Below are 14,388 nucleotides of genomic sequence, written 5' to 3'. Positions count from 1 at the left end.
GCCGCGATGGCGTCGCGGAAATTCCGGCTTGCACGGTCCTCGAGTGCCGAGGCCGCATTGTCCTGAACGCCGGGACTTCGTGGCCGGGCGGATTCCGTTCGGCATTGAACGGAGACCGAAATGACTGACCTATCCAATCGCCCCGAATTTTTCACCTGTCACAACGGGTCAAAAGCGCCACTGCAGTTCAGCGAAGCTGAATACAATCGCCGCTTGAGCATGCTGCGCTCAATCATGGCGGCGCGCGACATTCCCGCTGTCTTGCTGACGTCGATGCACAACATCGCGTATTACACCGGCTTTCTGTATTGCGCATTCGGCCGCCCCTATGGCTGCGTCGTTACCCAGGATGCGGTTACAACCGTTTCGGCAAATATTGACGCCGGTCAGCCCTGGCGGCGCTCGGTGGGTGAGAACGTGATCTATACCGACTGGAAGCGGAACAACTACTGGCGAGCCGTTGCCTCGTTGATCGGGGGTGCAAAGCGTGTCGGTATCGAAGGCGATCACATGACGCTGGCGTCCCGCGATGTGGCACTGGATATGCTTGGAGGCCCGGAACTGGTCGATATCGCAGCAGAAACAATGTCCGCCCGACTGGTTAAGTCCGACGAAGAGATCACTCTGATCAAAAGCGGCGCACATACTGCAGACGTTGGCGGAGCCGCAATTCATGCCGCAATCCGTGAAGGTGTGACCGAGATCGAAGTTGCGATGGCCGGTCGTGACGCGATGGAGGCCGAAATTGCCCGCGCGCATCCGGGTGCAGAGTATCGGGATACCTGGGTCTGGTTCCAATCCGGGATCAATACGGATGGTGCACATAACCCGGTGACCAGCAGGGCCCTGCAAAAGGGTGACATCCTGTCTCTCAATACGTTCCCGATGATCTCCGGCTATTACACCGCGCTCGAACGGACCCTGTTTCTGGGCGAACCTGACTCGGCATCGCTTAAGCTGTGGGAGGCAAATGTCGCCGCGCATGAGCTTGGCCTCAGCTTGATCCGGCCCGGCGCGACCTGCTCGGGCATCACCGCCGAAATCAACAGGTTCTTTGCCGATGAGGGTCTGCTGCAATACCGGTCGTTCGGATACGGTCATTCGTTTGGCGTACTGAGCCACTATTATGGGCGCGAAGCAGGTCTGGAGTTGCGTGAGGATATCGACACGGTTCTGGAACCCGGGATGGTGGTTTCGATTGAACCCATGCTTTGGGTCCCCGAGGGTCAACCCGGCGCCGGTGGCTACCGCGAGCACGATATTCTGGTCGTGGGGGAAGATGGCGCTGAAAATATCACGGGCTTTCCTTACGGGCCTGCCCACAACATCATCAGCGCATAACACAAAGCATTCGAGACTGAAGTGTCGGGGCCAAAACTGGCTCCGGCGCATTTGTATTTTCAAGTCGATCACGATTCCGCGTGATGAAACGTGCTTGACGCACCACAGGCGACATCGGTCAACGTCGCGCAAGGACAATCAGTCGCCGTGGAGGTAATTCCATCTTTATCAGAAACAGTAAGTTTGGCGCTTTTCTTGTCCCCTTTCTACACGATTTCAAGATGATGCGGCTGGTCTTCGGAACTTGCAGCCACAGTCATTGAAACCTATCAACTTGCCCTCAATGTGGCTGAGTGGCAGAATTCGGCGAAGTTGATGTGTAAAGTGCAGTTAACATTGATAGATCGCAGCGTTCCGCATATGAGGGACACCCGGCTGCTCCGGTTTGCTAAGATTCTGTGAGGTATTATGACGCGTAAGGTGACCAAAGCAATTTTCCCGGTTGCTGGGTTAGGCACCCGATTTTTGCCAGCAACAAAATCTGTTCCCAAAGAGATCATGACCCTTGTTGACCGTCCTCTGGTACAGTACGCCATCGACGAGGCCCGCGCGGCAGGGATCAAGGAATTTATTTTTGTAACCTCACGCGGAAAGTCCGCGCTGGAGGACTATTTTGATCACAACCTGACTCTTGAGCAGGAGCTCAAGAAAAAAGGCAAGGACGACCTTCTGGAAGTTCTTGAAGCGACCAACATGGAAAGCGGTGCCATCGCCTATATCCGCCAGCATAAGGCGCTGGGGCTTGGGCATGCAGTTTGGTGCGCGCGCCGCCTGATCGGTGATGAACCATTTGCAGTCATTCTGCCGGACGATGTGATCGCTGCCGAAAAGCCATGCTTGCAGCAAATGATCGAAGCATATGCTGAAACCGGTGGCAACATGGTTGCCGCGATGGAGGTTTCCGCCGAAAAAACAAGCGCGTATGGTGTTCTGGACGTTGCCGAAGACATGGGCGCGGTTGTGTCTGCTCGGGGCATGGTTGAAAAGCCCGAGGCTGACAAGGCACCTTCGAATCTTGCCGTTATCGGACGATACGTTCTGAGCCCGACGGTTTTGAACAATCTCAACCAGATGAAAACCGGAAGCGGTGGAGAGATTCAGCTGACCGATGCCATTGCGGATGACATCGCAGGTGGTGTTCCGGTTTATGGCTACCGGTTTAACGGGCAACGATTTGACTGCGGGTCAAAGGCAGGGTTTTTGCAGGCAACCGTGGCGTTTGCGCTGGCGCGTGACGACCTGCGCGCTGACTTGTCCAGTTATTTGCAGGATCTGACCCTTGCCGAACATGCCGCGCAGTGACAAAACTGCGATCCAGTCTTAGGGGCTTCTCAGCGGCCCCTCCCCCTCAATTGGTCTAGAAGCACGGGCATTATGACAACTGTTCATCCTATCATTCTCTGTGGCGGCTCCGGCACGCGGCTGTGGCCGTTGTCCAGAAAAAGCTATCCCAAGCAATTTGTTCCACTGGTAGGAAACGAGACGCTGTTACAGGCTTGTGCCGAGCGGATGCGAGGCCCGGCGGGTGCGCCCTATGCCGCCCCCATGGTGCTGACCAATCAGGCTTTTCGGTTCATCGTCACCGAACAACTGGCCTCGATCGGGATGGACCCCGGCCCGATTATGATTGAACCGGATGGCCGCAACACCGCACCGGCGGTTCTGGCCGCCGCGTTGCATCTGGCGAAGAAAGACCCTGAAGCCATCATGCTGGTGGCACCGTCAGACCATGTGGTCCCGGACACAGGTGCTTTCCACGAGGCCATCGCAGAAGGCGTTCGTGCGATTCAGGCCAATGGTGATCTGATCACGTTTGGCATTACACCGACCAGCCCTGAAACGGGTTACGGTTATCTGAATCTTGCACAAAAGCCAGATGGCTCAGGTGCGACGGTTCCACTGAACCGATTTGTGGAAAAACCGGATCTGGAAACCGCAAAGTCCATGCTGAAAGATGGCAGCTACCTGTGGAATTCGGGGATTTTCCTGTTTTCAGTGCGCGATATTCTGGCCGCCTTCGAAAAGCACGCCCCACAGCTGCTGGCGCCCGTTCAGAAGGCCGTCGAAGATGCCCAGATTGATCTGGGTTTCCTGCGACTGGACCCAAAAGCCTGGGACCAGGTCGAAGACATCTCGATCGACTACGCGGTTATGGAAAAAGCCAGCAATCTCAGCGTTGTCCCATACTCTGCCGGGTGGTCTGATCTGGGCAACTGGCAAGCAGTTCAGGAACTGAGTGAACCCGATGAAAACGGTGTCGCAACAACCGGCGAAGTGACTGCCATTGACTGCAAAAACGTTCTTGTGCGTTCTGAGACGCCCGCACAAGAGGTTGTCGCGATGGGGCTGGAAAACGTAATTACAGTGGCGATGCCCGATGCGGTTCTTGTGGCCAGCATGGACAAGGCACAAGACGTCAAACAGGCGGTGGCCGCGTTGAAAGCCAAAGGGGCGAAACAGGCCGAAGCGTTGCCCGTCGATCACCGGCCCTGGGGTTGGTTTGAAAGTCTGGTGATTGGCGACCGTTTTCAGGTCAAGCGCATCCATGTTCACCCCGGCGCGTCCCTGAGCCTGCAATCGCACCATCACCGTTCCGAGCATTGGATCGTAGTTGAAGGAACCGCAAAGGTTACCGTGGACGATAAAGTTACCCTCATCTCGGAAAATCAGTCGGTCTATATTCCGCTCGGCGCAGTTCACCGGATGGAAAACCCGGGCAAGGTTCCTATGGTACTGATTGAGGTTCAGACCGGTTCGTATCTGGGTGAGGATGACATTATCCGCTACGAAGACGTTTACGCCCGTAGCTGATGCACGGCCTAAAAAGAAGCGGGCGATTGTAATAGCCCACTCAAAAACCCCGAATTGCCGTATGGCATTGCGGGGTTTTTATATTTCTACAGAAAAAGAAAATCGTCGGCGCTCAACTGATCGGGGGCTACGCCCACAAGATGAATGATCCCCGTGCCGAGAGTAATGAATGCGTCGCCCTCACGCGCTTCAATCGTCAGGGCGTCGTATGACTTGGCCAGACCTACCAGCGAAATCGTGTCTTGCCCCGGCTCAAAATCGCTGATCGTGTCGTTCATGTGGTTCCCGACAAAGCGAAATTCGTCGGCGCCACTCCCTCCGTGAAGAATGTCGTCACCCAGCCCACCAATAAGAATATCGTTACCGCTGCCGCCCCACAGAGTGTCCACCCCAGATTTTCCCGCAAGAAAATCATCACCGTGATCACCAAATAACTGGTCGTTCCCTCCCTGTCCGAACAATCTGTCACGGCCTTCACCACCCCAAAGCGAGTCGTCCCCGTTCCCCCCCCGAAGTTCGTCGTTGTCTTGTTCCCCATACAAAAGGTCATTCGCAGGTCCGCCCTTCAGAATGTCATCGCCCCTGCCACCCCAAAGCTTGTCGTTTCCACCACCTCCCTGCAGCAGATCATTGCCAGCGTCACCAAACAGCTGATCGACACCGAACGACCCATATAGCTTATCGTGCCCATCACCCCCTCTGAGTATGTCTGACCCATACCAACCGTTCAGACTGTCGTTGCCGCGCTGACCATCAAGAGTATCGTGCATGATGCCGCCATGAAGAACGTCGTTCCCCGACCCTCCAAACAACTCATCGTTGCCATCTTCACCGGAAAGAAAATCGTGATCGTCACCCCCATCAAGCCGATCAGCGCCCTGACCGCCCAGAAGCCTGTCATTACCACGACCTCCTACCATGTAATCCTGGCCCCACTGGCCATAGAGCTTGTCATTTCCGTAACCGCCAAAGATCGCGTCGTTCCCTTTATTGCCAAAAACCACATCGTTCCCACCTAGCGCTTCGATAAAATCAACAGAGGATTTGCCTTGCATGACGTTGTTCAAATTGTTTCCCCGCCATGCGGCGGAAACTGAGCCTGTTTTCTGGCTCTGGACGGATTCCCATGTTCCCAGCCCGTCCATGTAATTTACACGGACGGAAAACTGAGCACCCGCGTCCGAGTCCTTCAATCGATAGCTGGCTGCTGTCGCTCCGGAAATCTCCACCCCATTGCGTAACCACTGATAGGTGAACGCGGTTCCAATGCCATCTGCATCCTGTATGCCCACGGTCTTTGCTTGGAGAGATTGGCCTGTGCCAAGCCACCCGCTCACGGATGCCGTCCCTTGCGGTGCTGAGTTCACATCAACACCCGTCAGTTTCAGAGTGGAGCTGTCCCCAAACGTTATGATCCGTGTGGAGCCGACCTGAACAGACGTCAGAGCGGCCTGTTGAACAGCGTCCAGTTTCGAAAAATCCAGGCGATCTTCGGTAGGGTTGAAGTCGGTGATCGTGTCCGCGCCCGAATTGGACATCAGGACAAACGCGTCCGAGCCGGCACCAAGCGTGAAAATCTCGTTCGCCCAAGTACCTTCAATCGTGTCCGCGTTGTCGCTGCCGGATACATTGATTGGTGCACCCGGAGCCTGTGAACCAACAGGAAAATGGTTCGCGGTGTCAAAACGGTTACCCGGCCAAAGATCGGCCAATGTCAGTGGGCTGGCATCCGCAGATGTAATCCGGATCTCGGTTCCGTTGTGACGCAGTACAATCCCATCCGGCTTTACCTCGTGATCAAGTTGCAAGGGACTGTAAAGGTACGGCAATCCACTAACGTCCAGGGCGTCTTTGGCTGGATTGAAATCCAGTATGTGATGCTGGCCTTCGGTCACAACGAATACATCGGCCCCTGTACCGCCATGCATGTCGCTGCCGTCGCCTCCGGAAACCAGAATGTCATCCCCCGCTCCGCCTTCAAGCCGGTCACGCGCCCCGGCAGAGGAAGTTTCGCCGGTCGCAACGATCAAATCATCGCCGCCTGTTCCGATAACGGTCTGGGCCTCAGGATCCTGATCGTGCTTTACCTGCCCAAGATCCTTCAACGATACACGGAACTGGGAAATTCCGGGGGCGCCCTCACCTGCAGCAAATATCTGCAATTCGTCGCCGACGCGGACAATTTCCAATGCCGTGACGTCCCGCAGGCCGCGCCCGGGTGCTTGTGCAAGCGTCGCAAGCTGCAGCAAATGGCCGTTGGGCAGAAGGGTGAATAGGGTAAATCCGTCATCCCCTCCGCCGGCGACAACAAAAATCCTGCCGTCTGTTTCCAGCATCGCAACAGATTGAACATTGCCAAAACGCGTTTCCTGCGTGTCCAACAAGTAGTCGGTCGGTGTCAGGCTGCCATCTGCGCCCAATCGCAGAACGCTGAGGGATTGAGCAGCGCCATCGCCGACGACGACCCAGGCGGTCCCATTCGCACTGACGGTTGCCATTGTGGTTGGCGTGTTTATTCCCAATCCGTCAACAGCCCCGCTGATGTCACGCTGTTCCAAAGCGCCGGTCGCCGGATCGACACGGTAGCTGGTGACACTGCCCGGGCCTGCCCAGCCACTTCCTGCCACCACGACGTAGCGCGAACCGCCCGACTGCACGTCGTGAATGCTTGCGCCCTTCTGCGTTTCAAGCGCGTCTATTTGTGCATCTGCGATCGCATCCAATCCGCCGTTGGCGTTTTCTACGTAGCTGCCAAGTTTTCCCGAATTCGCATCCAGTACGTAATGGGCCATCCGACCATCCGTCAGATATGCCGTTGCCACTCCGCTGATAGTTCCGCCCGAGCCGCTCGGCAGCCCGGTTTCGGCTTTGCTGCCAAATCCGCCATTCGCATGCAGGTCGTATCCGATCAAACTGTGCCCTGGCCCCGATCCAAGCAACAGCTTTGGCCCGGTCCCTGTATCGGCGTCGACCAGCGTACCGACACCCAGCCCAACATCCGCCGGTGAAAAGAACACCTTTCCAGGAAGCGACGATGCCAGAGCACCCTCGTTCACGTCAAAGGCACTGATGCCCCCGTTCTGACCTGTTGCCGCGTAAAGGATCGGCCCCGACGGCCCGTCAATTATCTGAAGATCACGCAAATCTAAATCCAGAACAGCCTGACCTGCCGTCAGACGCCCCTGAAACACCGGTTTCATGGCCCCACCACAATTTTGTTTCCACTCCACAAACCATGTTGCAGGCGGTGAAGGTCGCGGCTGGGTCTACAAATGGGCTCAATTGTGGCGTTTGTTTCCAATTCGAGAAATTACGGTAAACAAAAAATCAACTGAGAGCTCGGGCTGCTCGGATGAGATTTACTGGTTCGGTCGCAGGGTTGCGCGCAATTCGAATTGCCGGACAACATCGACAGGAGATTCCGATGCCACAGATCTCGCCGCTTTTGGCCCTGCCCTTTTTGCAACCTTCACAGGCGCAAAAACACGTCACCCACAATGAGGCACTGCGCAAACTGGACCTTGTCGTTCAATTGAGTTTGGCGTCTACCAATGCGATGACACCGCCGGTCTCTCCTGCCGAAGGGGATATTCACAGCCTGGGGACCAATCCGACCGGAGACTGGGTAGGTCAGGCGGGTAAGCTTGCGGCTTGGCTGGACGACACATGGCACTTTTTCTCTGCCCGCGCGGGATGGCGGGCATGGGATGCTTTCGCAAGCCAGCTTGTGGTCTGGGACGGCTCAGCGTGGGTCAAGCCGCCTGTTGAGCTTCAGAACCTCGATGGTGTCGGCATTGCGACCAGCCATGATCAAAACAACCGCTTGTCGGTGCGTGCACCGGCAACGCTCTTGTCTCACGACGGGGCCGGGCATCAGTTGAAAATCAACAAGGCGAGCGCAGGAGACACCGCGTCTCTTCTGTTCCAGTCAAACTGGACCGGTCACGCGGAAATGGGGCTGACCGGGGGAACAGGGTTTACCATCAAGGTTTCGCCGAATGGCGGATCGTGGACTGAAGCGCTGGCCATCGATCCGGCCACGGGAACAGCCAGCGGCGCAGCCGTGCAGATTAGCGCTGACGATACCACACCCGGCAGACTGATGCGGGCGGATTACGGGTACGGACCTGGCAATCTGGTGGGCACGGTTTCTGAAAATGCCGGTGCACCCACGGGTGCCGTCATCGAACGCGGCAGCACCGCAAACGGAGAGTTCGTAAGATTTGCCGACGGAACCCAGATTTGCTCGGCAACGCTAGCCGGAGTGAGTTGTACGAACGCGCAAGGCGCGCTGTTCGACACCGGCGCGGTCATGACGTGGGATTTCCCGGCCGCATTCGTCGCCGGCAGCACCCCCGCCGTCAGTGGAAACGGCGGCGCGCCGCAGCGTTTTGTTGGCTGCGGCACAGCATCAGACACTCAGGTGACCTATCAGGTGATGTCGGCAAGCTCCGATACATCCACACCGGCACCCGTCATGATTGCTGTCGGACGCTGGTTTTGATGGATGGCCGTCCGGCAGGTTTGCCGGGCGGCCCTTAAACCCGAATGTCCGCGTCGGATTGTTTGAGGAACCAATCGTAGGTTTCGCGAATGCCGCCTTCCAGTTCAATCCGCGCGGTCCAGCCCATGTCAGCAAGCCGTGAAACGTCCATCAATTTGCGCATTGTGCCGTCAGGTTTGCTGGTATCCTGGGTTATCTTGCCCGAAAAACCAGTGACCTTCGCCACCAGCGCGGCCAATTCGGCAATCGACACGTCTGAACCACAACCGACGTTGATGTGGCTCAACATAGGTTGCGTGTTCGCCTCGTAGTCCTCTCGCGGCAAGTCCAGCACAAACAGAGAGGCTTCGGCCATGTCGTCCACGTGCAGGAATTCGCGCCGTGGCTTTCCAGTTCCCCAGATCACAACCTCATCCAGACCGTCCCGGGCCGCCTCGTGGAACCGGCGGATCAGCGCGGGCAGAACATGCGAGTTCTCAGGGTGGAAATTGTCACCCGGCCCGTAGAGGTTCGTGGGCATGACCGAGCGATAGTCGACACCGTGCTGGCGATTGTAGCTTTCGCACAGCTTGATACCTGCAATCTTGGCCACGGCATACGGCTCATTGGTGGGTTCCAGAACCCCGGTCAGCAGCGCATCTTCGCGCATTGGCTGCGGAACCGCTCGGGGATAGATGCAGGAACTGCCCAGTTGCAACAGTTGCTTGACGCCTGAAGCAAAAGCCTGATGAATCACATTGCACTCGATCATCAGGTTTTCATAAATAAAATCAGCTGGATATGTGTTGTTGGCGTGAATGCCGCCCACTTTTGCGGCGGCAAGTATCACGACATCGGGGCGTTCGGTTTCCATAAAGGTTCGAACGGCGGACTGATCCGTCAGATCAAGTTCCGCGTGGGTTCGTGTAACAAGTTCCAGCGACTCCCCCGCCTCTTTGCGATCCTGAAGGCGGCGCAGGATCGCACCGCCTACCATACCCCGGTGACCGGCGACATAGATCTTACGCATAAGCCTACTCCTCAGCCGTTTTCCAGGCTGACCGGCAATTCATACCCGTGCTCTTTTAGCAGTGCATGACGTTTGGCCGTTTTCAGATCTTCGGAGACCATTTCTTCGCACATCTGCTGGACGGTCAGTTCCGGCTCCCAGCCCAGTTTCTGTTTTGCATTCGTGGGATCGCCCAACAGGGTCTCCACTTCGGCTGGGCGGAAATACTGTGGATCGATACGGACAATGACATCACCGACCTTCAGCGCAGGGGCATTTTCGCCCTCGATCGCGGAAACGGTTGCGATTTCATCCACGCCTTCGCCCGAGAATTCCAGAGTGACGCCCAGCTCAGCCGCCGACCAAGCGATGAACTGGCGGACGGAATATTGTTTACCGGTCGCGATCACGAAGTCTTCGGGGTTGTCCTGCTGCAGCATCATCCACTGCATCCGCACATAGTCCTTGGCATGGCCCCAATCACGCAGACTGTCGATGTTGCCCATATACAGGCAGTCTTCCAGGCCTTGCGCGATATTCGCCAGGCCCCGCGTGATCTTGCGGGTCACAAAGGTCTCGCCGCGGCGCGGGCTTTCGTGATTGAACAGGATGCCGTTGCAGGCATACATGCCATAGGCCTCACGGTAGTTGACGGTGATCCAGTAGGAATAAAGCTTGGCCACCGCATAGGGGCTGCGCGGATAAAACGGCGTGCTTTCGCGCTGCGGGATTTCCTGAACCAAACCGTAAAGTTCGGATGTCGATGCCTGGTAAAAGCGTGTTTTCTTTTCCAGCCCGAGGAACCTGATTGCCTCAAGCAGGCGCAGGGTGCCAAGGGCATCCACGTCCGCCGTGTATTCCGGCGATTCAAAGCTGACGGCCACGTGGGACTGCGCGCCGAGGTTGTAAACCTCGTCCGGCTGCACCTCCTGAATGATTCGCGTCAGGTTCGAAGTGTCGCTTAGATCGCCATAATGCAGCCGCAACTTCGGGTTTGGTTCGTGCGGGTCCTGATAAATGTGATCGATCCGCTGTGTGTTGAAAGACGAGGCGCGGCGTTTGATTCCATGCACTTCGTAGCCTTTGGCCAATAGAAACTCGGCCAGATACGATCCGTCCTGACCTGTAATTCCGGTAATCAAAGCTGTTTTGGTCATTAAAGCCCCACCAAATTCACGTTCTTGTTTGTCGCCCCAAAAACCTCAAGATCGAAGGGAATGCAAGCGGACGCTGATTACAGGCATTGAATCCGGCGGCGGATTCTTCAAATGTAGGGCCGCCATCGGCGGTAATTGAGTAAGAAGGGTTTCGGATAATGCGAATTGCGATGATCGGCACCGGCTATGTGGGCCTGGTGTCAGGGGTGTGTTTTTCCGATTTCGGACATGACGTGACCTGCGTCGACAAAGCAGTCGCCAAGATCGAGATGTTGCAGGCCGGGAAGGTTCCTATCTATGAGCCCGGCCTTGATACGTTGATGGCCAAGAACGTCGCTGCCGGGCGCCTGAATTTTACCACTGATCTGGCCTCCGCAGTGCGCGGGGCTGATGCCGTTTTTATTGCGGTGGGCACGCCGACCCGCCGCGGTGACGGTCACGCAGACCTGACCTATGTGATGGCCGCTGCCGAAGAGATTGCGCATGCCATTTCCGGTTACACGGTGATCATCACGAAATCCACGGTCCCTGTCGGCACCAATCGTAAGGTGCAGCAGGTTGTGGCCGAGGCTAATCCAGACGCGGAATTCGACGTTGCCTCCAACCCCGAATTTCTGCGCGAAGGCGCGGCAATAGACGACTTCATGCGCCCCGACCGCGTGGTTGTCGGTGTCGAGTCGGACCGCGCGGCCGAGGTGATGGCAGAAATCTATCGCCCGCTTTATCTGCGTGATTTTCCGATTCTGACGACCGATCTGGAATCCGCTGAAATGATCAAATACGCGGCCAATGCATTTCTTGCGACCAAGATCACATTCATCAATGAAATTGCGGGCCTGTGTGAACGTGTTGGAGGCGACGTCAAGGAGGTGGCGCGCGGCATCGGTCTGGATGGCCGCATCGGTAATAAATTCCTGCATGCAGGGCCAGGTTATGGCGGGTCCTGCTTTCCCAAGGATACCGCGGCGCTGGCGCGTATCGGGCAGGAACATGCCTATCCGATGCAGATCACTGAAACCGTCATCCGGGTGAACGACGGCGTCAAGAGCCGGATGGTCGACAAAATTCGCGACGCTTGCGACGACAACTTCAACGGCAAGACGGTTGCGGTTCTGGGTGTCACCTTCAAACCGAACACCGACGATATGCGCGACGCCCCGTCCGTGACAATCGTACCGGCACTGATTGGAGGCGGCGCCCAGGTTCGGGTTGTGGACCCGCAGGGCCGTGCCGAAGGAGAGGCGTTGTTGCCTGGCGTTCAATGGGTGGATGACCCCTACAAGGCAGCTGCAGGCGCCGATGTAGTTGTTTTGCTGACTGAATGGAACGAATTCCGCGCCCTGAATCTTGAAGATATCGCCAGAGGAATGAAGACCCCGCGCATGGTGGATTTGCGTAACATTTATTCCGAAAAGCGGGCAATGAATTCGGGCTTTGAAAAATATGTGGGCGTGGGGCGCTGATCGAACCTAGCCATCCCACTGACGGGCCATGGGTTGTCCAATGCCCAACAGATCAATCGCCCGTGCTGCAATCTGATCTATGATTTCAGGCACAGATTGGGGCAGCAGGTAAAAGGCCGGAACCGGTGGCAGGATGATTGCCCCCAGTTCGGTAGCAGCGGTCATGTTCCGAAGATGCGCCAGCGTCAAAGGCGCCTCTCGCGCCAGCAACACCACTCGGCGGCGTTCTTTCAGTTGAACCGACGCGGCGCGGGTCAGCAGGTTGTCATCCAGCCCATGAGCAATGGCGGCCAGACTGCGCATTGAACAAGGGGCCACGATCATACCCGCAACTGGCACCGAGCCCGAAGCGATAGAGGCACCGATGTCTTCGGCTGGATGAACCCGTGTCGCGAACGAGCTTAGCTTGTCCATTGCATCCGGACCACATTCGGCAGCAATGGTGCGCTCTGCCGCCGCACTGATGACCAGATCAATCTCGGCACCCAGATCACTCAGTTGCCTTGCAACCGATATACCTAGAACTGCGCCCGAAGCGCCGGACAATCCCAGTACCACACGTTTCCCGTTCATGAGACCAGACCCGGCAAATGATCACGTAGAAGTTCAGCCGCAAATGCGGTGTCTGCTGGATCCGTTGTCATGACTTCCCCCCATTCACGGGTTGTTTCCGCACCGATCTTGCGTGTCGCGTCGAACCCCATTTTTCCGGTCAGCCCGGGTTGCACGGACGCAAAGTCGAGATAGTCGATGGGTGTGTTCTGCATCATCATCACATCCCGCGCCGGGTCCATGCGGGTTGCGATCGCCCATGCGATGTCGTCCCAGCTTCTGACTTCAATATCGTCGTCCACAACGATTATGGATTTGGTGTAACTGAATTGCGGCAACATCCCCCAAAGCGCCATCATGACCCGCCGCGCCTGACCAGGATAGCGTTTGTCGATGCTAACAACGGCCATACGATACGAACATGCTGCAGGAGGCAGCCAGACATCCAGTATGTCGGGAATCTGCGCACGGATCGTCGGCAGTGCAAGCCGGTTGAAAACCTCACCGATGATAGCCGGCTCATCCGGCGGGCGTCCGGTATAGGTCGAAAGGTACAACGGATTTTCACGATGCGTCACGGCGGTAACATTCATGACCGGGAACGGCTCAGCCGGGTTGTAATAGCCGGTGTGGTCGCCAAAAGGCCCTTCGGGGGCTGTTTCCGTTGCTGACACCCAGCCTTCGATTACGATCTCGGCTTCGGCGGGAACCATCAGAGGTATTGTCTTTGCCCTGACCAGTCGTGGACGCGTGCCGCTGAGCACACCGGAAAAGGTCAGCTCAGACACGGTTTCCGGCAGGGGCAGAGCCGCGGCCAGCAGCATTCCGGGATCAGCACCAAGGACAACCGCAACGGGCGTGGCCTGACCCTTTGCAGACCAGCTGCGATGATGCGCCGCCCCACCCCGGTGCGGCAGCCATCGCATGATCAGGCGGTTTTGATCCAGAACCTGAGCACGATAGACCCCGGCATTGTAGCGTGCGGTTTCATCCGGTTCCGATCCGAATGGCCGCGTCAGGACCACTGGCCATGTGATCAGGGGACCGGCATCGCCCGGCCAGTGGGTCTGAACAGGCAGTGCGGACAGATCTGCGGCCTCGCCTTCATGCGTTATCTGTTGAACCGGGGCACTGCGGCAAACCTTTGGCCGTGTGCTGAGCGCTGCCCGCAGCAATGGCCAGCGCGCCAGTGCATCTCTCATTCCGTCCGGCGGCGTAGGCGCCCGAAGCTCAGACAGGAAGTAACCCAGCGCGCCAAGGTTTTCCGGGGCCACCCCCAATCCCGCAGCAACGCGATCCGGGTGTCCGAACAGATTGGTTACAACCGGAATGTCGAAACTGGCCCCATCTGCCCCGGTCGGGTGGTCAAACTGCAGAACCGGCCCCCCGCCTTCCAGTACAGCCTTGTGCACCGCTGTCATCCTGTGCGCGACAGGCACCGGTTGCGGAATTGGGCTGAACTGCCCGGAGTCACGGCACCAGTCGAGAAAGCGGCGCAGGCTGGGAAAGGAAGGGTAGTCGCGAATGGGTCTTCTCCTGCAGGGCCTTGTCATTGCGGCCTCTGGTTCGCGC

10 protein-coding genes are annotated in these 14,388 nt (G+C 57.1%); 5 read left to right on the top strand and 5 right to left on the bottom strand.

The features are described from left to right. Positions 1-120 precede the first annotated feature (120 nt). The 3 genes from ACR0D6_RS20250 to ACR0D6_RS20240 all read left to right on the top strand — a co-directional run bounded on the left by ACR0D6_RS20250 (position 121) and on the right by ACR0D6_RS20240 (position 4,152). Entirely contained in the window at positions 121-1,341 is a 1,221-nt protein-coding gene (locus ACR0D6_RS20250; RefSeq protein WP_480766854.1) for an aminopeptidase P family protein, read from the top strand. Between the two features lie 408 nt (positions 1,342-1,749). Further along, positions 1,750-2,643, top strand: coding sequence for a UTP--glucose-1-phosphate uridylyltransferase GalU (gene galU, locus ACR0D6_RS20245; RefSeq protein ID WP_480450429.1), 894 nt, complete (start codon positions 1,750-1,752; stop codon positions 2,641-2,643). 72 nt (positions 2,644-2,715) lie between these two features. Continuing rightward, positions 2,716-4,152, top strand: a complete 1,437-nt coding sequence (locus ACR0D6_RS20240; protein WP_480766853.1) for a mannose-1-phosphate guanylyltransferase/mannose-6-phosphate isomerase — start codon at positions 2,716-2,718, stop codon at positions 4,150-4,152. A gap of 86 nt (positions 4,153-4,238) precedes the next feature. On the opposite strand, the gene ACR0D6_RS20235 is transcribed toward ACR0D6_RS20240, so the two are convergent. After that, positions 4,239-7,352, bottom strand: coding sequence for a M10 family metallopeptidase C-terminal domain-containing protein (locus tag ACR0D6_RS20235; RefSeq protein WP_480766852.1), 3,114 nt, complete (start codon positions 7,350-7,352; stop codon positions 4,239-4,241). A gap of 224 nt (positions 7,353-7,576) precedes the next feature. Between ACR0D6_RS20235 and ACR0D6_RS20230 the strand changes: the two genes are divergently transcribed. Beyond that, positions 7,577-8,656, top strand: a complete 1,080-nt coding sequence (locus ACR0D6_RS20230; RefSeq protein ID WP_480766851.1) for a DUF2793 domain-containing protein — start codon at positions 7,577-7,579, stop codon at positions 8,654-8,656. Positions 8,657-8,690: 34 nt separating this feature from the next. On the opposite strand, the gene fcl is transcribed toward ACR0D6_RS20230, so the two are convergent. Together fcl and gmd are read right to left on the bottom strand one after the other, a co-directional pair. After that, positions 8,691-9,665: a GDP-L-fucose synthase gene (gene fcl / locus ACR0D6_RS20225; RefSeq protein WP_480766850.1), complete on the bottom strand. Its 975-nt coding sequence runs from the start codon at positions 9,663-9,665 to the stop codon at positions 8,691-8,693. Between the two features lie 11 nt (positions 9,666-9,676). Beyond that, positions 9,677-10,801 (bottom strand): GDP-mannose 4,6-dehydratase, encoded by a 1,125-nt coding sequence (gmd, locus tag ACR0D6_RS20220; RefSeq protein ID WP_480766849.1) that lies wholly within the window; start codon positions 10,799-10,801, stop codon positions 9,677-9,679. Between the two features lie 158 nt (positions 10,802-10,959). Here gmd and ACR0D6_RS20215 point away from each other — a divergent pair, with 158 nt between their 5' ends. Then, a complete protein-coding gene (locus ACR0D6_RS20215; RefSeq protein WP_480766848.1) occupies positions 10,960-12,264 on the top strand; it encodes a UDP-glucose dehydrogenase family protein in 1,305 nt (434 codons plus the stop codon). 6 nt (positions 12,265-12,270) lie between these two features. Here ACR0D6_RS20215 and ACR0D6_RS20210 read toward each other — a convergent pair whose 3' ends face one another. Together ACR0D6_RS20210 and ACR0D6_RS20205 are read right to left on the bottom strand one after the other, a co-directional pair. Continuing rightward, positions 12,271-12,837, bottom strand: a complete 567-nt coding sequence (locus ACR0D6_RS20210; RefSeq protein WP_480766847.1) for a UbiX family flavin prenyltransferase — start codon at positions 12,835-12,837, stop codon at positions 12,271-12,273. Then, positions 12,834-14,342 carry a UbiD family decarboxylase gene (locus ACR0D6_RS20205; RefSeq protein WP_480766891.1) on the bottom strand — a complete coding sequence of 503 codons (1,509 nt, stop codon included), beginning with the start codon at positions 14,340-14,342 and terminating at the stop codon, positions 12,834-12,836. The genes ACR0D6_RS20210 and ACR0D6_RS20205 overlap by 4 nt, the downstream gene beginning before the upstream one ends. Positions 14,343-14,388 lie beyond the last annotated feature (46 nt).

This window comes from Ruegeria sp. BJ6 (assembly GCF_056537885.1).
The sequence above is the reverse complement of the archived record's forward strand: the minus strand, read 5'-3'. Positions and strand labels throughout refer to the sequence as shown.